Origin of the sequence: Sphingomonas hankookensis (assembly GCF_022664465.1) — a bacterium.
GTDB lineage: Bacteria > Pseudomonadota > Alphaproteobacteria > Sphingomonadales > Sphingomonadaceae > Sphingomonas > Sphingomonas hankookensis.
The window spans coordinates 203,039-224,275 of sequence record NZ_JAKREV010000004.1 but is presented as its reverse complement, the minus strand read 5'-3'; the positions used below and the strand labels follow the sequence as shown (position 1 = coordinate 224,275).

At 63.8% G+C, this 21,237-nt stretch carries 13 protein-coding genes; 6 read left to right on the top strand and 7 right to left on the bottom strand.

The genetic code is table 11. The features are described 5' to 3' along the window. Window positions 1-33: 33 nt before the first annotated feature. The 4 genes from MF610_RS12615 to MF610_RS12600 form a co-directional block, all read right to left on the bottom strand. Window positions 34-651 carry a DJ-1/PfpI family protein gene (locus MF610_RS12615; protein WP_242197133.1) on the bottom strand — a complete coding sequence of 206 codons (618 nt, stop codon included), beginning with the start codon at window positions 649-651 and terminating at the stop codon, window positions 34-36. 158 nt (window positions 652-809) lie between these two features. Further along, on the bottom strand, window positions 810-1,160 hold the full coding sequence (gene clpS / locus MF610_RS12610; protein WP_380870613.1) for an ATP-dependent Clp protease adapter ClpS: 351 nt from the start codon (window positions 1,158-1,160) through the stop codon (window positions 810-812). A gap of 827 nt (window positions 1,161-1,987) precedes the next feature. Then, window positions 1,988-2,782 carry a phasin family protein gene (locus tag MF610_RS12605; RefSeq protein WP_242197128.1) on the bottom strand — a complete coding sequence of 265 codons (795 nt, stop codon included), beginning with the start codon at window positions 2,780-2,782 and terminating at the stop codon, window positions 1,988-1,990. 115 nt (window positions 2,783-2,897) lie between these two features. Continuing rightward, entirely contained in the window at window positions 2,898-4,625 is a 1,728-nt protein-coding gene (locus tag MF610_RS12600; protein ID WP_242197125.1) for a PHA/PHB synthase family protein, read from the bottom strand. Window positions 4,626-4,700: 75 nt separating this feature from the next. Between MF610_RS12600 and MF610_RS12595 the strand changes: the two genes are divergently transcribed. The 4 genes from MF610_RS12595 (at window position 4,701) to MF610_RS12580 (ending at window position 7,375) form a co-directional block, all read left to right on the top strand. After that, window positions 4,701-5,912, top strand: coding sequence for an LL-diaminopimelate aminotransferase (locus tag MF610_RS12595; protein ID WP_242197122.1), 1,212 nt, complete (start codon window positions 4,701-4,703; stop codon window positions 5,910-5,912). A 105-nt stretch (window positions 5,913-6,017) separates the two neighbouring features. Then, entirely contained in the window at window positions 6,018-6,416 is a 399-nt protein-coding gene (locus tag MF610_RS12590; protein ID WP_242197118.1) for an MAPEG family protein, read from the top strand. Window positions 6,417-6,518: 102 nt separating this feature from the next. Then, window positions 6,519-6,782 (top strand): DUF2061 domain-containing protein, encoded by a 264-nt coding sequence (locus MF610_RS12585; RefSeq protein ID WP_242197115.1) that lies wholly within the window; start codon window positions 6,519-6,521, stop codon window positions 6,780-6,782. Window positions 6,783-6,889: 107 nt separating this feature from the next. Then, window positions 6,890-7,375, top strand: a complete 486-nt coding sequence (locus MF610_RS12580) for a DUF4142 domain-containing protein (protein ID WP_242197113.1) — start codon at window positions 6,890-6,892, stop codon at window positions 7,373-7,375. Between the two features lie 52 nt (window positions 7,376-7,427). On the opposite strand, the gene MF610_RS12575 is transcribed toward MF610_RS12580, so the two are convergent. Beyond that, the gene (locus MF610_RS12575) at window positions 7,428-7,898 is read right to left on the bottom strand and encodes a winged helix-turn-helix transcriptional regulator (protein ID WP_242197110.1); all 471 of its coding nucleotides are present in this window, start codon (window positions 7,896-7,898) and stop codon (window positions 7,428-7,430) included. A gap of 128 nt (window positions 7,899-8,026) precedes the next feature. Between MF610_RS12575 and MF610_RS12570 the strand changes: the two genes are divergently transcribed. Further along, the gene (locus MF610_RS12570) at window positions 8,027-8,329 is read left to right on the top strand and encodes a CC_3452 family protein (protein WP_242197107.1); all 303 of its coding nucleotides are present in this window, start codon (window positions 8,027-8,029) and stop codon (window positions 8,327-8,329) included. A 203-nt stretch (window positions 8,330-8,532) separates the two neighbouring features. Next, window positions 8,533-10,623, top strand: coding sequence for a RelA/SpoT family protein (locus MF610_RS12565; protein WP_242197104.1), 2,091 nt, complete (start codon window positions 8,533-8,535; stop codon window positions 10,621-10,623). A gap of 31 nt (window positions 10,624-10,654) precedes the next feature. Here the strand turns inward: MF610_RS12565 and MF610_RS12560 are convergent, their stop codons facing one another. Continuing rightward, window positions 10,655-11,242, bottom strand: coding sequence for an SMI1/KNR4 family protein (locus MF610_RS12560; protein WP_242197100.1), 588 nt, complete (start codon window positions 11,240-11,242; stop codon window positions 10,655-10,657). Continuing rightward, window positions 11,239-21,132 (bottom strand): NucA/NucB deoxyribonuclease domain-containing protein, encoded by a 9,894-nt coding sequence (locus MF610_RS12555; protein ID WP_242197097.1) that lies wholly within the window; start codon window positions 21,130-21,132, stop codon window positions 11,239-11,241. The genes MF610_RS12560 and MF610_RS12555 overlap by 4 nt, the downstream gene beginning before the upstream one ends. Window positions 21,133-21,237: the final 105 nt, after the last annotated feature.

Genomic DNA, 21,237 nt, shown 5'->3' with positions numbered 1-21,237 from the left:
TGCGGTTGGACGCGCAAGAGGGCGGCGGCGCGATCAGGCCGCTGCCGCCTGCGCCACGACGAACGGTGCGATCACGCCCATCGCGCGTTCGACATAGGTCGCTTTCTCCCCCACCGGGGCCACATAGCGAACCGCCGCCTCCGCATGGACCAGCGATCCGCCGCGCGCGATCATCCACGCCGCGAGATATTGCGACGCGAGGCAACCGCCCGCCGTCGCGACATTGCCATGGGCCACGAACGGCGCGTCGATCACGTCGACGCCGGCTTCGATCACCCATGGCTTGGTTGTCAGGTCGGTGCACGCAGGCAGGTCGCCAATTAGCCCCAGCTTCGCCAGCAACAACGTCCCCGAACATTGCGCACCGATCAACTGACGCGCGGGATCGAGGTCCAGTTGTGCCAGCAAGTCGGCATCGGCGGCGATCTCCCGCGTGCGGATGCCACTGCCGATCAGTACTGCGTCGGCGTCGCGTGCGAACGCGATCGGTCGCTGACGGCGCACGGTCACGCCGTTCATCGACGTCACGTCTTCGGTCGGCGCGGTGATATAGGCGTTCCAGCCCTGTGGCCGCATCCGGTTTAGGATGCCGGCGGCGATGAACGAATCAAGTTCGTTGAACCCGTCGAAGGTAAGGATCGCGATCTGCATGCACCAATTCTACCCGTTGCCGCAGTGCGTGCAATCTTACGGAGCGGTCGCAAGGCGATCGGCATGCCCGACGTCGGCGCGTGGGACCCTGCTCCTCCACCAGCCTGCGACTGGTCCCCTCCCGATGTAAGGGAGAGGATGTTTATGGCACCTCGCCCTTACGCCTTTTCCAGCGTGCATTGCAGCGGGTGCTGGTTCTGGCGGGCGAAGTCCATCACCTGACTGACCTTCGTCTCGGCGACCTCGTAGGTGAAGACGCCGCAGACGCCGACACCGCGCTGGTGGACGTGCAGCATCACCCGCGTCGCCTCCTCCATGCTCATCCGGAAAAAGCGTTGCAGGCACAGGACGACGAATTCCATCGGCGTGTAATCGTCGTTGAGCATCAGGACGCGGTACGGCGTCGGTTTCTTGACGCGCGTTTGCGTGGCAACGCCAAGGCCGGTTGCGTGGTCGTCGTCATGGTCGCGGTCGTCACCGGCCATCTGGATGCAAGGTTGTCGAGACATGTCGCCGCAAAATATGGCATTGCGGGGCGGCAGGGCAAGGGGGCGTCGGGGTTAACGGCGGACGCGACGTTGCATTCCCGTGCAGCGGCTCGTGCGAGCCCTCGCGACGGGCCGGATCGGTGGGCGGGCTGGCGAGGTCAGCGAACAGTCGGCATCGAAGATTCGTCGTCGTTCCCGGGCGTCTGCTTGTGCCGCGATGGTAAAGAAGGCTGCCGGAGTACGGCATGGCCTCGGCCAGAATACACCGGCCAGCGTCTTACCGCACCCCCGCGCAGGCGGGGTCCATAGCCAGGGGAAACAACGGCTGGCGTATGCCGCCCTGCCCCCCTTCGCGGGGTACGCGGGTGCGGAAAGGGCTCGCCCCGTCGTTGGCGCCTTGCCCCCGCCCTAGCGGAGAGCCAGCGGAAGTCCCGAAGCGTGCCGGACGTTCGCAAAGTCTCGATCAAGTCAGGGGTGACGAAGCAGCACGCGCGATCGCGGCATGGCCACGCCTGTCATCCCAGCGGAGACTGGGATCTCCCGGGAGTGGCGCGCCGACCTGGTCGCGAGAGATCCCAGCCTTCGCTGGGGTGACGTACGTGCGGGGGACGACGGGACAGATGCTGAATGAGTCTGGCCGCACTGATTGACGTTCTGTGCCGGCGAATGGGCTAACCGCTCATCCGGACAAGAAAGCGAGCGACTCGGCGACGATCCCGTAATGAATATCGACCGGTCCGAACCGTCGCTCGGTCGCGGCCCCCACACCGATCGCCCGAACACCGCCCCAACGAAAAGGGGCGGCCGCTCACGCGACCGCCCCCTGTTCGATCCGGTGAACCGATCGCTTACGCGACGGTCTTCACCTTGTCGGTGGCAACCGCGACGCGGTTGCTGATCGGCTGTGCGGCGTCGCCGGCCAGCTTGATCATCATTTCGGTGGTCTTCGACGCTTCGGCGACGAACGAGTCGAACGACTGGCGCACGAAGTCCGACTGGAGCTTCATGAACTCGGTCGGCGACTTCACGGTCGCGAGGGTCTTGGCGGTCGCCGTCGCATGCTCGAACGACTTGCGGCCATATTCGGCCATTTCCTGACCCAGCGTTTCGAGGCCCTTGGCAGCGATGCGGCTGGCTTCGACCATCGCTTCGACGTTGCCCTTGGCCATCTCGTTCATTTCCTCGAAGCCCTTGGCGCCCTTTTCCATGGCGGCCTTGGCCTTCTCGTTCATGTCGGCCATCACTGCCTGCGCCTTGTTGGCGGCGTTCTGGGTGGTGGCGGTCGCTTCGTTCGTCACGTCCATGGTCTTTTCCTCAACTTGCGCGGTGACGGTTTCGACCGCCGCGGTGGTTTCCTCGACCGCGTTTTCCGCGGTTTCGACAACGGCCTGTGCGACCTTGGCCACCGGTTCCGCGACGATGGCGGGCGTGGCGGCGGGGAGTTCGGCCTTGAAGGGCAGCTCGCTTGGCTGCGCCTTCGACTCGGCGACGAACGGTACGGGCGGGACTTCCGCCTCTACCGGATCGGCGACGGTCGGCAGGACCGGCTTTGCGGCAGCCTCAACCGGATTGGTCGCAATCGGGCGGGTGGAACGGGAACTGGCGGGCTTACGCGCGCCGGTCTTCGGACCTCTCGTGGCCACTTGGACATCCTCCATCTAGTGCTGCTGCGACGCACCAAATAGAGCATGTCCGTGACCGTTTCAAGACGGATTTTGTGCGGCGCAACATAAATATATACAGCTTTTTTACAGGTACTTAGCGCGTTCGCACATATTCACCGGGTGCATCGCAAAGCGCAGCAATGCCGCCCTCGCCGGGCACCCGCGCGCCGGTCGCCGGGACGGTGGCACCGTCGACCGACTCGATCCAGCCGCGCCAGTCGGGCCACCAGCTGCCCTTGGTCTCGCGCGCGCCGGCGATGAACGCAGCCAGCGAGTCGGCGGGCGTGTCGTTGGTCCAATACTGGTATTTCCCGGCCGAGGGCGGGTTGACCACGCCGGCGATATGCCCCGATCCCGCCAGCACGAAGCGCAACGGGCCGGTGAAATGGTCGGTGACCTTCCACACGCTTTCGGGCGGGGCGATATGGTCCTCGCGGCCCGCCTGGATATAGGCGGGGGTTTGCACGGTCGACAGGTCGATCGGCACGCCGTCGACGGTCATCGATCCCGCCTGCACCAGCCGGTTGTCGCGGTAGAGATCGGTCAGATAGCCCAGATGCCAGTTCGACGGCAGGTTGGTGACGTCGGCGTTCCAGTGGAGCAGGTCGAACGGCGTATAGTCGTTCCCCAACAGATAGTTGTTGGTGACATAGTTCCAGATCAGGTCACGCCCGCGCAACAGGTTGAACGTCGCGGCCATGTAGCGCCCGTCGAGATAGCCGTCCTTGCCCACCTGCCGGATCAGGTTGAGTTGGTCGTCGTCGACGAACAACGACAATTCACCCGCATCGGTGAAATCGACCTGCGCGGTGAAGAAGGTGGCGGTGGCAACCTTCGCCGCTTCCCCCCGCGCCGTCAGCAGCGCAAGCGTCGCAGCCAGCGTCGTGCCCGCCACGCAATAACCAATGGCATGGACAGATTCGACGCCCAGCACGTCGCGCACCGTGTCGATCGCGTCGATCTGCCCCCGCACGACATAGTCGTCCCACGTCACGTCCTTCATCGTCGCATCGGCCGATTTCCACGACACGACGAAGACGGTCAGCCCCTGCTCCACCGCCCAGCGGATGAAGCTCTTTTCGGGCGTCAGGTCGAGGATGTAGAAGCGGTTGATCCATGGCGGGAAGATCAGCAGCGGAATGCTGCCGACCGTCTCGGTCGTCGGCGAATATTGGATCAGTTCGTAGAGCGGCGTGCGCTTGATGACCTTGCCCGGCGTCGTCGCGACGTTGCGGCCCAGTTCGAACGCGGCGGTGTCGCTCTGCGTCATCTGGCCCTTGGCCATGTCGGCCAGCATGTTCTGCAAGCCCTTGAGCAAATTCTCGCCGCGCGTCTCGATGATCTTTTCGACCACCAGCGGGTTGGTCGCCGCGAAGTTGGTCGGGCTCATCGCATCGATCAGCCCGCGCGTGGCGAAGCGGAGCTGCTCCTTCTGTTTCGGCTCGACATTGTCGAGCGCGTCGACGCCCTTCAGCATGTGGTCGGCGATGAGGAAATAGCTCTGGCGGATGAAGGCGAACAGCGGGTCGTCATGCCATTGCTTGGCCTTGAACCTTTTGTCGCGCGCGTGCTCGGGCGATTCGTCGGCGGGCACGGCGTTCGCGGGGTCGAGGAAACGCTGCCACAGCTTCATCGTGTCGGTCCAGAAATCGGTCTGCACCTTCAGCAGGCCGGTCGGATCGGGCAGCGCCGGTGCACGGTCGAGCAGGTCGATGCCCTGTTCCAGCATCATCTGCTGCGCGCGGCCCAGCATCTGCGTCCAATGCTGCAGATCCTCGAGCGACATTGCGGGAGCCGGCGGCACGTTCGACTCGTCGGTCATTTTCTTCTCCTGAAGGCGCGCAGGCCTACCCGTTAGTTGCTTCCTAGCGTAAGGGCGATGACGAAAGGAACGAGAATGTCCGACGAGTTCTACCGCATGAAGCGCCTGCCCCCCTATGTCATCGCCGAAGTCAACGCGATGCGGGCCGCCGCGCGTGCCGGTGGCGAGGACATTATCGACCTCGGCATGGGCAACCCCGACCTGCCGCCGCCCGACCACGTCATCGAAAAGCTGGTCGAGGTGGCGCGTAAACCCTCGGCGCACGGCTATTCGCAGTCGCGCGGCATTCCCGGCCTGCGCAAGGCACAAGCGAATTATTACGGTCGCCGCTTCGGCGTGGAGATCGATCCCGACAGCGAGGTCGTCGTGACGATGGGGTCGAAGGAAGGGCTGGCCAGCCTCGCGACCGCGATTACCGCGCCGGGCGACGTGATCCTCGCGCCCAATCCCAGCTACCCGATCCACATGTTCGGCTTCATCATTGCCGGCGCGACGATCCGCGCGGTGCCGACCACGCCCGACGAACATTATTTCGAGAGCCTCGAACGCGCGATGGCGTTCACCGTGCCGCGTCCCAGCGTGCTGGTGATGGGCTATCCCTCGAACCCGACCGCGGAGGTCGTCGACCTCGCCTTCTACGAACGCGTCGTCGCGTTCGCGAAGGAACATGGCCTGTGGATCATCTCCGATTTGGCCTATTCCGAGCTGTACTATGACGGCTGCCCGACGCCCTCGATCCTGCAGGTGAAGGGCGCGAAGGACGTCGCCATCGAGTTCACCTCGCTCTCCAAGACCTATTCGATGGCCGGCTGGCGGATGGGCTTCGGGGTGGGCAACAAGAAGCTGATCGCGGCGATGACGCGGGTGAAGTCGTATCTCGATTACGGCGCCTTCACCCCGATCCAGGCGGCGGCGTGCGCGGCGCTGAACGGCCCGCAGGATATCGTCGAGAAGAACCGCCAGCTGTATCACAAGCGCCGCGACGTGCTGGTCGAGAGCTTCGGCCGTGCCGGCTGGGACATTCCCAGCCCGCGCGCGTCGATGTTCGCGTGGGCGCCGCTGCCGCCGGCGCTCGCGCATTTGGGCAGCCTTGAGTTTGCCAAGCAGTTGCTGACCGAAGCCAAGGTCGCGGTCGCCCCGGGCGTCGGCTATGGCGAGAATGGCGAAGGCTATGTTCGCATCGCGATGGTCGAGAACGAACAGCGGCTGCGGCAGGCGGCGCGCAACGTGAAGAGGTATTTGCAGTCGATGGGGGTGAATACGCCGGCGGGGCGGAACGCGGGCTGACGCCAATCCTGATCATTCCCGCGCAGGCGGGAATGACGAAGAAAAACGCCGGAACCGGGCGGCGCGCCCGACACTTATCGTCCGTACCCCTTACGGAGCCCACCCATGACCACCCTGCCGATCGAACTCACCCTGCTCGGCTGGTCGGTGGTACTGCTGGTCATTGCCGTGATGCTGCAGGGGCAACTGGCGACCCGCGAACTCGGCGTCGGCTGGAACGCCGGCCCCCGCGACGGCGACCAGCATCCGCAGGGCGCGCTGGCCGGACGCGCGCAGCGGGCGCTCGACAATTTCAAGGAAACCTATCCGGCGTTCATCGCGCTCGCACTGGCCTTGGCGGTCAGCGGCCGTACCGGCGGGCTGGGGGCGACCGGTGCGATGCTGTGGTTCGCCGCACGCATCGTCTACCACCCGCTCTACCTGTTCGGCGTGCCGTATCTGCGCAGCCTCGTATGGGTCGCGTCGATGCTGGGGCTGCTGCTGATGCTGATCCGGCTGCTGTGACAAGCGCGGCTTGATTGCTCCGCAGTTAATCTCGCTACGCTGGAACCGCGCCATGCCCCACGCCCGCACCGCCCGGCATTCCGCAGGGGCGGAGTCGACGCGATGTTCGTGTTCAAGGGTCTCGAAAGCCATCCACGCAGCTTCGTGAAGGCGGTGTCGTGGCGCACCGTCGGGTCGATCGACACCTTCGTGCTGGGCCTGTTCTTTTCGGGATCGGCGAAGCTCGCCGGGGCGATCGCCGGAACCGAGGTCATCACCAAGATCCTGCTCTTCTATTTCCACGAACGCGCATGGTCACTGGTCCGCTGGGGCCATCGCCCGGACACCGCGGCCGAACCGGAAGCAGAGGCGCTACCAGCCACCTGAGTAAAATTCGTTATAATACAGGTTAGTACGTCGGATTTTCCTGGTTCGTTTCGCACGGGCGCGCGTTGGGCGGCGGGAAATGCTTCCCGAACCGACAGGAGGTCTTGATGGCCCGTATGACGATACTCGCCGCTGCTTTTGCTACCCTTGCCGCTGCCCCGCTGGCGGCGCAGACGACCGATCCTGCGACCTATGTGGCGAAGGCCGGCGCCAGCGACCTGTACGAGCGCACCTCCAGCCAGCTGGTGCTGCAGTCGACCCAGAACCCGAAGGTCCGCGAATTCGCGACGATGATGCTGCGCGATCACGCCAAGAGCACCGCCGACGTGAAGAAGGCGGCCACCGCCGCCCGCGTGCGCGTCCCCGCCCCCAAGCTGGAACCGGCACAGGCGAAGATGGTCGCCGAGCTGCGCGCCAAGACCGGTGCCGAACGCGATCGTACCTATGTGATGCAGCAGCAGACCGCGCATCAACAGGCGCTGGCGCTGCACAGCGGCTTTGCGCAGGGCGGCACCGCCGCACCGCTCAAGACCGTTGCCGCCGCAACCGCGCCGGTGGTCCAGCATCATATCGAGATGCTGCAGGGAATGTAAAAGCGCACTGTTCGTCACCCCGGCCTTGCGCCGCGGTGACGAACCCGTCGCCTCAATCGCGCGCGACGTCTTCCTGCAGCGACCACACCAGATCGCCCTTGCCCAGCGCCCGCCCGTCATGGCTCAGCACCGCGACCGGCTGCACCGGGCGCCGGTCGCGCGTATCGACCAGGATCGGGTTGGCGGGCACGCCGGTTTCCCATCGCTCCCCCCATTGGCGCAGCGCCACCATCGTCGGCAGCAGCGCATAGCCCTTCTCGGTCAGCCGATATTCGATCTTGCGCCGGTCCGCCTCGACCGCGCGGCGTTCGAGGATGCCGTGCCCGACCAGCCGCGACAGGCGGTTGGCAAGGATGTTGCGCGCGATGCCCAGTTCCGACTGGAACTCCTCGAAATGGCTCAGGCCATTGAACGATCCACGCAGGATCAGGAACGACCAGCGCTCGCCCATCGCCTCCAGCGCGGCCGGCAGGCTGCAGCGATTGGCCAAATCGCGCAGCGGCTCTCGAAGCGTCGTCGTCATTCGCACCGGTGTAGCGCAACCCCGCGCACAAGGGAAATAGTGCGACGCAGCAAACATTGCCATTTGCAACTTACACTAATGTATATTAGCGCACGCCTGTCCTAATCACGTCGCTGGAGTCGTTTGCCATGAAGATGCTCGCTTTGTTCGCCGCCGCCGCCATGACGGTTTCCTTCGGCGCCGCAGCACAGTCGCGCGGCTTTACCGCCACACCGGCGACCGCACCTGCTGCCGCCAGCATCATGACCCGCAACACGATGTGGAAGTGCGCCGGCGACCGCTGCATCACCCAGCGCGCCGATGGCAGCCACCTGACCATGTGCCAGCTGGCCGCGAAGGAGCTGGGCACGCTCACCGCCTTCACCGCGAACGGCGAAGCGTTCGCCCCCGAACAGCTTGCCAAGTGCAATGTCCGCGCCAAGGGCGCCTGAGGCTGTTTGAAAACTCGCGAAAGAGCGAGTTTCGAGGCGGCACCAGCCCGCTCCCCCGCCCGGCCACCCATCAGAATACCGTGTGGGTGGCCGGGCGGGGGAGCGGGCTGGTGCCGCGAAATGCGTTTCTGCGCATTTCCAAACGGGTGCTCACTCCACGAAAACGGTTGCAATGCGGCACCGGCCCGCCCCATCTAGATTCCATGCTGCGGCAGTATGAATTGGTGGAGCGGGTCAAAGCCTATGACCCCGATGCGAACGAGGCGCTGCTGAATCGCGCCTATGTCTTTTCGATGCATGCGCATGGCAGCCAGAAGCGCGCATCGGGCGACCCCTATTTCAGCCATCCGATCGAGGTGGCCGGCATCCTGACCGACCTGCACCTCGACGACGAGACGATCGCCACCGCGATCCTGCACGACACGGTCGAGGACACCGTCGCCACCCACGAGGAAATCCAGGCCAAGTTCGGCGAAAACGTCGCGCGGCTGGTCGAGGGCGTGACCAAGCTGTCGAAGATCGAGGCGCAGACCGAGAACGAGCGCGCCGCGGAAAATCTGCGCAAATTCCTGCTGGCGATGTCCGACGACATTCGCGTGCTGCTGGTCAAGCTTGCCGACCGGCTGCACAACATGCGCACGCTCCATCACATATCGAAGCCCGACAAGCGCAAGCGGATCGCGCGCGAAACGATGGACATCTATGCCCCGCTGGCCGAGCGGATCGGCATGTACGAGTTCATGAACGAAATGCAGACGCTGGCATTTCGCGAGATCGAACCCGAGGCATATGAATCGATCACGCTGCGCCTCGCCCAACTGGAGGAAGGCGGCGGCGACCGCGTCGCAAAGATCGGCGGCGACCTGAAGGCGATGCTCGACCGCCACGGCATCGCCGCGGAAGTATCGGGCCGGCGCAAGCATCCCTATTCGATCTGGCGCAAAATGTCGGAACGGCATGTCAGCCTCGAACAGCTGTCGGACATCATCGCGTTCCGCGCGATCGTCGACAGCGAGGAGGAATGCTACCGCGCGCTCGGCATCATCCACCGCCGCTGGCCGATGGTGCCGGGACGGTTCAAGGACTATATCTCGACGCCCAAGCGCAACGGCTATCGCTCGCTGCACACCGCCGTCATCCATGCCGAAAACATGCGGATCGAGGTGCAGATCCGCACCCGCGAGATGCATGCGCAGGCCGAGTTCGGCCTCGCGGCACATTGGGCCTACAAGCAGGATGCCGTGCGTCCCGACACGCAGGTCCGCTGGATTCGCGACCTCGTCGAAATTCTCGACAATGCCGAGAGCCCCGAGGAACTGCTCGAACATACCCGCATGGCGATGTATGCTGACCGCATCTTCGCCTTCACGCCGAAGGGCGAACTGCACCAGTTGCCCAAGGGCGCTACCCCGATCGACTTCGCCTATGCGGTGCATACCGATCTGGGCGATCAGGCGGTCGGCGCCAAGGTGAATGGCGGCGTCGTGCCGCTGCGTACCGAACTCAAGAACGGCGATCAGGTGCAAATCCTGCGATCGAAGGCGCAGCGCCCGCAGGCTAATTGGTTGAACTTCGCCATCACCGGCAAGGCCCGCGCCGCCATCCGCCGCTATATCCGCCTGCGCGAACGCGACGAGACGGTGGCGCTGGGTACCAAGCTCTATCAGGAACTGATCGCCCGCCTGCCCGTGCCGCCGGGCACCGACGCGCTGGCCGAAGGGCTGAAGCGATTGAAGATCGCCGACGAGGCGACGCTGTTCGAGGGGCTGGCGCGCGGCAAGCTCACCGAGGAAGCGGTGATGGAGGCGGTGATGCCGGGCGCCATCGCCGATCCGAAGGCCGAACCGATCCCGGCGCAGCGCGCGCCGATCGAGATCAAGGGGCTGACCGCCGGCGTCGGCTACGACCTCGCCACCTGCTGCCACCCGGTACCGGGCGACCGCATCATCGGCGTACGCCGCGGCGCCGGCCGGTTCGAGGTGCACGAGATCGGCTGTGCGACGATCGAGGCCATCGACCCGCATCACTGGATCGATTTGACCTGGGGTGACAATGCCGAAGGCGCCACCGCGCGCATCGCGGTGACCCTCAAGAACGAACCCGGCGCGCTGGGCGCCGTCGCGACGGTGATCGGCGGGCACAAGGCGAACATCCTCGGCCTACGCATGGACAACCGCGACACGACGTTCCACACGAACACGATCGACGTGGAAGTCCGCGACGCACCGCATCTGATGAAGTTGCTGGCCGGGTTGCGCGCGGCCGATGCGGTGAACAAGGCGGAGCGGGTTTAGACCTAGTGCCAGCGACTGCGTTCTCTGCGGCTTATACTTCATGTTCTACGAAGCCGGGCTGCACTTCACGAGCGATTGCGCGCATTCGAGGGTAATCTGCCTTTAACATGCCGTTAGCAACAAAAAAGGCCCCCTCGGTGAAGGAACGCTCAACGGTTCCAAACAGACTTGCAACATTACTGAATTCAACGACTTGATCCGTCTCTCCTAGTACAAAACCTACAACCTCCCCAAAATACGAAGAAGATTGATCGCAAATAACTGCGTAAAAGTCACCGCCGCCATTCGCAAAAATAGGTAGCCATGAGGCCTGCCACTCAGCGCTTCTCGAAACGCTTCGATACGTCGCCAATGCCTCATTTAAACTCATCCAGTAAAATCCAGGAATAAATTGTATTTCTTCAAGCTTTTCACCCTCCAACGTCGAAGTTCCGTCACAGTAAGCATAAAGAGTTGTTAGGTCGACTGATGGCTTTAGACCTAGCCCCCCCATGACCTCCTGTATGACCTCAGGGCTCAGACCCACACGCCGCCTGCTCGGGATCACAGACCCAAGCTGCTGGAGGTAGTCAAAAATGCGATCGACCGACGCGTCAATGTTCATGCTGATATTGCTCACGGTATGACAATCACCCTGTATGGATCACCATGAGTGATGCCATGCTTCTGATAAAAACTGGAGAGCATTCCGCCCTGAACATTCTGCTCGCCCACTGGCACCGGAACGACCCTAGCGCCGGCACCACCCTGTTTGCTGGAAGCAAATGGAAATTCATCCAGCGAGTAACCCGTCGGTGGTTTAGCTTGCCCGGCAAGCGCGTCGGCCCGCTGCGCCCTGATGGCGTCTCGCCCTACCAGGCGATTTAGGATCGAAGAATGGCCTTCAGCAAATGCAGCTTCGATATTGGCCGCGATCCCGGGGGTTTGGGCTTTACGAAATGCAATTGTGGGCAGTTTGCCTTCTACGGCTGCGATGGAGGCTGTGACACCACCAACGCCTGCCGGAACATATGTACCAATTTGTGTTCCGGCAACAAAATCACCGGTCAGACTGACTGCCGTGCTGAGCCGGAATGCATTGGCGTATACCAAGCCTTCGACGGCAGGCGCGGCAAAGACGGCACCGGCCACGACACCTCCCGCCACGGGGCCCGCCAGAACGATGCCAGCGATCTCGCGGTCGATCCGGGCATCGATCCTCGTTTCAACCTCGGACAAATAGGCATACCATTTGTCATAACTCGCCATCGCAGCCTTATAGGCTGCGACATTGTAGTAGCTGGGCTTGCTATCGAAGCTGGCTTGATATCCCGCTTTCTCTCGCTGAACGATGGCCGACGATGCGAACTCGCCTTCTACCGTCCGCACTGCGGGTCGAACATCCCGCCCTGTCACCGTAATTTCATAATCGTAGGTTGGCGAACCGGCTCCACCGCTGGTGCCGCCCGCAGCCGCGACATTCCAGGCGTGCTCTTCCGCAACGAGCACCATCCGATACCGTTCGCGATTGATCGTCCGTTGCAGCCCTTCGGCGGCATTCTCTGCCAGATCGACACCCGCCGCCTCGTAGTTCGCGAGTTGTTCGCTAGCGGAACTGTCGAAATCGACGCCCGTGCCGCTTGATGGTGGAGCGGCTGCCCCGCCACGCCTTGAAACACCCGCCGCAACCGCGCCCCCCACCGTCTGCCCAATCACATCCGGCAGCGCCGCCAGCATGTTGTCGCCGAAGCTTGTGCCGGTCGCCAGCGCGCGGGTGGCGGCGTTGGCGATGCCGGCGGCGGTGTTGGTGAGCGCCGTGCGCGCGACGTTGCCGGAGGTCAGGTCGTCACGTAGCGATTCCAGTTTCAGGACATTGCCGAGACCGCCGGCCACCCCGCCGCCGACCGCGGCGGTGGCGACGCCCAGCCAGTTCATCTCCTTTTGCAAATGGGTGGCGACGGCCAGCCCCTGCGTGACGAAGCTGCCCAGCGCGCCGCGGACCGCGCCGTTGGCGAAGCCGGTGAGGAAGTCCTTGCCGCTGCCGAACGGGTTGACGCCGCCGATCGCGCCGCCCACCGCACCGCTGAGCGCCGCCATCGCCACGCCCTTCCAGTCGAACCTGTTTTGGATGCCGGTGGCGACACCGACGGCCTGGCTCACCACGCTGCCCGCCGTTGCCGAGATGGCGCCGGTCAGGATCGGGCTAACCGCCGCTGGCAACGCGACCGCGGTCAACGCCGTTACCGCCACCGCGATCACCGTCAGCAGGATCGCGCCGAACGCGCCGCACTTGTTCTTCTTCGCTTTCGGCTGGACGCTGGGCGATGTGTCGCCCATCGCTTCGGCAGGGTCGTATGGGGTGAACGTCGCCGCATTGTGCGTCGATTTCTGCACGCCCGTCGGGATGGTCAGCGACTGGCCCGCGATCAGTGCCGATGCGCCGTTCAGCCCATTGGCTTCGGCCAGCTTGTACCACAGACCCGCATCGCCCCACAGCTGCGCAGCGATGCCCGACAGCGTATCGCCCGCGCGTACGGTATAGTTGCCACCGCCAGACCCTTGCGCATAGCTGGTGATCGGCGCCACCGACTGGTCGAAATCGGCATAGGGCGACGCATAATTCGATCCGCCAGCAAAGGGACCGGTCCCTTGGGTTCGTGTCCGACTGCCGATCGATTCCTGATAGCTGGTGTCCAGCGTGCCGTTGTTGCCGACATAGCCCAGCGTCCGGCCGTTGAAGCGGTACCATTTCTCGCTGGGATTGCCGGTGCCGCCATTACGCGCATATTCGCTGCGTTCGATGATCTGGCCGGTCATATCGGAAAAATAGGAAACGTTCCTTGGCCGGCCGTCTGCGATCTCAACAAATGACAGCTCGCCGTTAGCGCGGTAGAAGTAGCTGCTTATCCTGAGATCCTGCTTACTCTGCTTATAATGTACGATGTTGATCGCAGCGCCGGAGAACCATTCATAATAATTATTGGTGTCCGCCGAATATTCGGAATTGTTATTCTTGTAGACCACGCTGTTGGCGTGGACGATCGATCCGAGCGCATAATTTTCCCCCGAACCATAGGCGTTGGTCGTGGTCGTACGGATCGTATCGTTGCCCTGACGCTGCCAACTAGTCTCGTTGGTCACCTGCCCCCGTGCGTTGAAGGTCGCGACCCGCTGCCATGCCACCGCACCATTCTGGTCGCCATCGTAGAGATAGTCGGCCTGGCTCGTCTGGCGGCCGATGCCGTCATAGCCGAACATGGCCTTCAGCTCGAACTTCGCCGGATCGGTTACCGTGACCGTGCCATCGCCGTTGTCGGCATAGCCTTGCGTCCCGATACGAACCGATGTCAGGCGGCCGTCGACGTCGTAGCCATACTCCTCCTGCTGGGCGGCGTCGTAGAAGACGATCGTCGATCCGTCTTCGTTCGGACTTTGAATCCACGCCGTCGCGCTTATCGTCCGCGACGACAAGACCCGCTGGCCGGCCAGATCATATTGATAGCCGACACCGGCATAGCCCCGCTCGATCTGCGATCCGACCAATTGCCCTTTCGCAATGGTCACACGGTTCATCGCGTCATAGGTGTACCAGTAATCCTGGGCGGTTTTCGTTCCATTTAATCCACTGCCATCCAAAGCATAAAAACTCGACAGCGAGCGACGGATATTGCCGTTCTCGTCATATCGATATTCTAGCGCAGTATATCCCCCCTGATCTTCCCACCGGGTCATACGTCCCAGAGCGTCATATTGTGCGGTCGCATTCTGGTACGACATGCCATGTTGCTGGTAGACGTAATTGGGGTCGCCGTTGTCATCGTATTCGTTTTGCCAGCGCCCATTGTCTACGCTGTGATATTCGCTCGTTCTGTTTCCGGATGCATCGTAACCATACACGACCGATTCATAGTTCCAGTCCTCGCCTGGATTATTCGGGGCAGTATCGAACTTGTTCTCCCCTTCGGAGATCGACCCCAGCATACCAGTGTTGAGGTAGTGATAATCGGTCCGTTCGCCGGAATATCGGTCGCCCAGGTACCGGACCGTCATCCGCCCGGCCAAATCGAAATCGAAATTGCTGACATGGTGGCCGAGATCGGTCGTCTCGACGGTGCGTCCAAACATATCGGCACGGCCGATACTGGTTCGGCCATTGGCGTAGGTCGTGGTCGTCACCCACCCGCCGAACGTCCCCATCCCCTCGGTCACCAGGGTCGACGACCAGTCGTAGGTCGTGGTCGTGACGTCGGCGATCCCTTCGCTGCCGCCTGCCGAAACCTGCCGGACGACACGACCCTGCATGTCATAGTCGGTCTGCTCGGCATTCGTCGCCCCGTAGAAGCTGTCCCAGCGGCGCAGGCGCTGGCCGAGCATGTCATAGGCGTAATAGTCGGACTGCCCGCCGGGACGCGTGACCTGGGTCAATCGGCCCATCGCGTCATAGTTCATGTACGTCCAGCGGGCGATGCCGTTGCTCGACGCGCGCAGGTCGAGGAACTGGTCGTACAATCGACTGACCGTCGCCCCGTCGGCCGTCGTCTCGCGCGTGACCAGCGCTTCCGACCCGCCATAGCCGGTGCCGGCCAGCAACTGCCGGGTCGTCAGCGCGCCGCGGGCATCGCGCGAGGCAACCGCACGGCCGGACAGATCATAATGGATATATTCGGTCGGGTTGACCAGCCGGCTCTGGCCATTCGCGTCGGTTACCTCGACCTGCGGACGCTGCCGCCACAGCATCCGGCCCATCGTGTTATAGGCCATGTGCGTATAATATCCGCGGGCGTCGCGTTCCCACGCGACCTCGCCGAACGCGGTGTAGGCGCGCGCCGTTTCGATATCGACGATGCGGACTGTCGGATCGGTGACATACTGACCGTCGTTCAGTTCGCGATTGGTCTGGATCGTCCGCGTCGCCTGTCCGCGCCGGTCATAGGCGGTCAGCGTCGTGTTGATGCCGTCGATGTACAGCTTGCCCAACGACCGGCTGAAACCCTGCGTCGCATAGTGCAGGATGCCGTCCAGCGTCTCGCCGTGGATCGACGTGCCTTCGCTCTCGATCGCGGCGGTCTGGTTGCCGAGCTTGTCGTAGACGAAATAGCGCCACACGCCGTCGCCGGCATTGCTGCGGAACAGGCGGCCGACGCGATCATAGGCGAATTGTTCCTGCCAACCGCCGTTCATGCCGCGCTGGCTGATGTCGCCATAGGCGTTGTAGGCCGTCTGCTGGATATCGCCGCGGTCCCAGCCGGTACCGTTCCAGCGCCCCATGCCCTGCGACGTGATCCGCCCGGACAGGTCGCGGATATACAACATCGCCTCGGTCAGGATGTCGCCGCCGCTGTCCTTGCGAAACCGCATTTCCTGGACAAGATTCCCGGCGGCGTCATAGCCGTAGCGGGTTTGTCCCCCACCAGCATCGTGCTTCGCGTCCAGCCGTCCGCTCGCGCCATAGAAATACCGGGTGGTACGGAAACCCCCGGCATAGTCGCGGTCGCCCTGCTGCATGCGGGTCAGATTGCCGAGGCCGTCATAGGCGAAGCTCAGCTTCGAGCGGACCTCGTTCGTGCTGTGGTCGAGGAAGGCGGCGTGCACCTCCTCGGTCATCCGCCCCATCGTGTCGAAGACGAAGCGCGTCGTGTCGCCCGTCGCCTCGGTCTTGCTGGTGATCTTGCCGAGGCCGTTATAGGTGTAGGAAACGATCGAGTTGCCGGTCGCGGACTGAATCGTACCGCCACTGACCGAAACCCATTCGACGTTCAGCCGTCGTTCTAAGGTCCGGTTGCCATTGCGGTCGTAACCGAACTCCGTGATGCGATCCGCACCGCTGTCGGCGACCGCGGGCAGCACACCGACCGTCGCGCCGCTGGTCTGCGTCGCATAGCGGCGTTCACTGCGGACATTACCCTCCGCATCATAGGTCCAGCGGGTGACATAGCCTTCCTTGTCGACCTGCGCGGTTTTGCGCGCATTGCGGTCGTAGAAAAGATAGGTGACGGCCCCCTCGGCATCGGTTTCCGCGATGATGTTGCCGGTCACATCATATTGATAGCCGGTGGTGATCGCATCGGCGGTGAGGACGAAGGTGCTGCCGTTCCACCGCCCGGTCCGCTCGGCCGCGACGCTGCTGCTACGCAACCGGCCCAGTGCGTCATAGGCAAAGCTCGTTTCGCGAAAGTCGCCGCCCGGCACGGCGGGCGGCGGCCCGCCCGGATCGGCCGGCAGCGCGACCGTCGTGCCGTACACCCGCGACGCCGTCTGCATGCCTGTCTTGCTATAGGTATAAGTCGATAGCGTGCCCGTGGGACCGATCTGCGCGACCTTGCGGTCGAGGTCGTCGTAATAGAACAGCGTCCGTGCGCCATTGGCATCGCGACTTTCGATCAGGTTGCCGCGCGTGTCGTAGCGATAGGTGGCGACCAGATCGGTCGACTGGGTCCGGAACGCAGCGTCGAGATAGGGGATCGCCGATCCGCGCACCTCGATCAGCCGGTCGGCCTTGTCATACAGGTTGCGGGTGACGCGTTCCTCGGCCAGTCCCTCCGCCTCGATCGTGACGACGCGATTGCCGCGCGCGTCATAGTCGAACCGGTTGACGACGCTGGTCGCCCGGACCTGTCCCTCCTGCGTGATCGAGGTGATCGGCAGCGTCTGCGACGTCAGCAGCCCGCGCCGGTCATAGGTGTTGACGGTAACGCCGCCCAGCTTGTTGGTGACGGTAATCCGGTTGCCGAACCCGTCGAGCGTATAGCGTTCGGCATGGCCCTCGCCATCGATCGTGCCGGTCACGCGGCCCAGGCGGTCATATTCGAAGCGCGTCGTCGCATCGAGCGCGTGCGTGCCGTACCCGCCAGGCAACGTGGCGATGGCTGCGGTGTTGGTCGCGCGGTTATAGGCGCGCTTAACCCATTCGATCTCGCCGAAACGGGTATAGCCGGTTTCGGTGACGTAGTTCTCGGCATCGCGTGTCGCGACCGTGCGGCCCAGCCGGTCGAAATAACGATAGATCGAATTGCCCCGCGGATCGATCGTCCGCACGCGGTCGCCGAACGCGTTATATTCGTGGCGGGTCGTGATGCCATAGGCCTTCGTCTCGGTGACCATCTGCCCGACGCGATCATAGGTCCATGCGATCGCGACACCGTTCCCATCGACCGTTCGGGTCAGGTTGCCGAGCCCGTCATAGGCATAGGCCATCGTGCTCTGTTCGGGCGTGCCGTACGCCGCCGACACCGATGACCGCCGACCGGCCAGATCGTAGTCGTAGAAGGTCTTGCTCTCGTCGCCCGTCCCCTGGCTGCGGATTTCCCAGACCAGCTGGTCGTTGGCGCGGTACGAATAGCGTGTCGAACCTCCGACGCTGTCGGACAACAGGCTAAGGCGACCGCGCGCGTCGTAGGATCGCGAGGTCGCGCTATAATCGCCGGTGATCGCGTTGCCGACCGACGTCGTCGTCCAGCTGTCGTCGGCGGCGACCTTGCCGTCCCAGCGCCCGGTAAACACGACGCGTCCTTCGGCGTCGTAATCGTTTCGGGTCACATAGCCTTCGGCATCGATCGTGTAGCGAACCTCGCCGCGCGCATTGTAATAATAGCGGGTGGTCCGGTCGGCCGCTCCCTTCGCACCGCTGGCCCAGTCGGCCATGGCCTCGGGCGATGGCAGCGTGGTCGTCGGGCGCAGCGTCGCATAATCGATGCGCGCGATCACCTGCCCCCGATTGTCGTAGCGATAGCTGCTGACCGCGCCGGCGGCATCGATCGCATAGGTCAACCGCCCACCGGTATCGTACACCGCCCAGTCGGTGCGGTTGGCGGGATTGCTCGCCAGACCGGCCACGGCAGACCGCACCGCTTCGAAGCTGTAGGTCGATAGCGCACCGAGCGGAGCGGCATAGCGCGTGGTCTGGCGGACCGGGCCGAACGCGGTCCATTTCGAGCCGTCATAGTGATAGCCGAGTTCGGTCACCCGCCCGATCGCATCGATCGTGTAGCGCAGATACCCCTGCTGGTCGTAGACGAAGCGGGTCGAACGGTCGTTGGCGGTGCCCGCGGCGACCGCGCTGTCGATCAGCGCCTGGAAACTGCCGCCGGCGCGCAGGTTCGCCGCCGTGACGTTGGCGTACGCGATCGCCTGCACCTTCCGACCGCCCGCGTCATAGACGACCTGCGACAGATAGCCTTCGCCGTTCAACCCGCCGATGACGTTGCCGTCCCCGTCGTAGAAGACGCGCGACACGCTGTCCGCGGCGTTCGTCGCCGGCAGGACGAGCGTCGTTGGGGCGGTGCTGCGAAAACCGGCGATCTGGTCGGTCGTGAGCTTGGTGACATAGGCGGTCGTCGCCACCAACCGCCCGGAATCGTCATAGGCGTTGAGGCTGGTCGATCCGTCGCCATCGATCGTCTGCACGACCCGGCCTTCGCGATCGTAGACCGTCCAGTCCCACAGGTCGCCATTGGCCGCCGCCGGGCGGAGCGACGCCACCGACACCGTTGCATTGGGGTCCTGCAGCGCCGCGGACATTGTGACGTTCGTCGCATAGCGCACCATCGCAACGATCCGGTCGTTCGGGTCGTAGCGATATTCGGTCATCTCGCCATTGCCGACGACGTCCGCCACGCGGCGTCCGGCGCCGTCATACACGGTATAGGCCTTGCGCCCGGTCGCGTCGGTGGCGATCCTCAGCCGGCCCAGGCGATCATATTGGTTCGACGCCGTGCCGCCGGTCACATTCGATCCGGATTCGGTCAGGCTGAGCAGTTCGCCCGACTTGGTGTAGGTCGATGTCTGGACGAAGCCGTTGGCGAGGGTGACGGTCGTCTGGGTCGCGGCGTCGTTGAAGGTGATCCGCGTCGTGCCGCCGTTGACGTCGGTCGTCTGGATCACCCGGCCGAGGCCGTCATAGCTGAAGCTATTTTTCGTGCGCCCTGCCGGACCGCGGCTGAGCAGCTGCCCCGCCGCGTCGTAGACGAAATATTCGTGGGTGTAGCCGGAGTCGCGATTGACCGATCCGTCGGCGTTGGTCGCACCGAAGCTGATCTTCTGCGTCAGGTTGCCGCGCGCATCGTACACGAACTGCGTCATCGACGACTGGCTACGATCGGCCGTGCCGCGCCAGTTGTCCAACTGGCTTTCCGACAGCGCGGTCGTGGCGGACAGGCCGCCGACGTCATAGCAGCTGGCGGTATAGTCGATGTTGAACCCGACCAGCCCCGCGCTGTCGTACCGCGTCTCGCGCACGCGGCCTTCGGCGCTGACGACATAGCGCAGACGGTTGAGCGTATCGTACACATGGCGTGTGGTGTGTGCCGCCGCGTCCGATGTGCGGTCCGATCCGGTCTGCGTTTCGGTCAGCACCTGATTGGCGGCGTTGAAGGTCCGGGTGATCTCGTCGCCCATCCGGTCGGTCTGGCGGACGATGTTGCCGTTCGCATCATGGCCATAGGTCGCGCTGACACCGGCGGCATCGGTGACGCTCACCAGGTCGCCAGTGGCGTTATAGCCGAACTGCACCCGCTGCGCCGTGCCGCCCGACACCGCGGGCGGCGCCGTGATGCCGGTCAATCGACCGGCCGAATCATGGGACAGCGTCGTCACCTGCCCCAGCGGATCGGTGACGACGGTACTCCCGCCGCTATAGGCGAGCGTGGTCGTGCGACTGACGCTGCCGCCGACCAGTTGCGACATGCTCAGTACGCGATTGGCGCCGTCATATTCGAACGTGATTGAAGAACCGTCGGTTTCGCTGATCGACGCGATCAGCCGGCTGTCGCCATGATAGCCGTAGGTCGTGGTATAGACGTTGCCGTCGGCGACGCTGTTATCATAGGCGGTACGATCGACGGTTACCGTCGAAAGCCGCCCCTGCGCATCATAGCCATAGCGCGTCCGGACCGTGGTCGTGCCTTGGCTGACGCTGGTGATGCCGGTGATCAGGTTGCCCGACCAGCTATAATCGAGATAGCCGCCGTCGTGACCGGTGATCCGCGATAGCCTGCCATCGGTATAGGCGAACTGGGTGACGTGTCCCGACCGATCGGTCGATTTGGCGAGGCGCAGGTCGGCGCCATAGGTTTCGACCGTACCGCTGTCGCCGTCCTGCCAGCGCCAGTTGGTCCCGTCCCAGGTGATCCGGTCGTACGCGCCGGCGCCGTCGGTCGTGGCATAGGCCGAACCGTTCCAGCGATAGTTGACGATCGCTCCGTCCGCAGCGATCCGGTTGATGGTGCTGCCGGACGCGTTGACCGTACCCGAGAGGTTGCGCAGTTGGCGATGCTCGCCCATCCGCCAGTTGTCGCCATTGGTGTCGGACAGGTCGCCCTTGCTGTTATAGACCCGCAGGACCGCGACATCGTCGCCGACCGTGCTCAGATATTCGTCCTGCCGGGCGATCACCAGATTGCCGTTGGCGGCGTTCACCTGCACCTGGCTGCCGCCGCGTCCGAACGCCGCCGAACCGATCGTACCGCCCGCGCCGACGATGTTCCCCGAACTGCGCTCCAGCCCTGTGCCGGCGCTCGCGAAGATCGCAACCATGCCCCAATCCCCCTGTCGGCCACCCGTCGCGGCCAGGGGATTGATCCGCGGGATCGGCGGAATGTTTAGGGTGGGGGCCAGAAATTCCGTCGCCGAAACGGACGC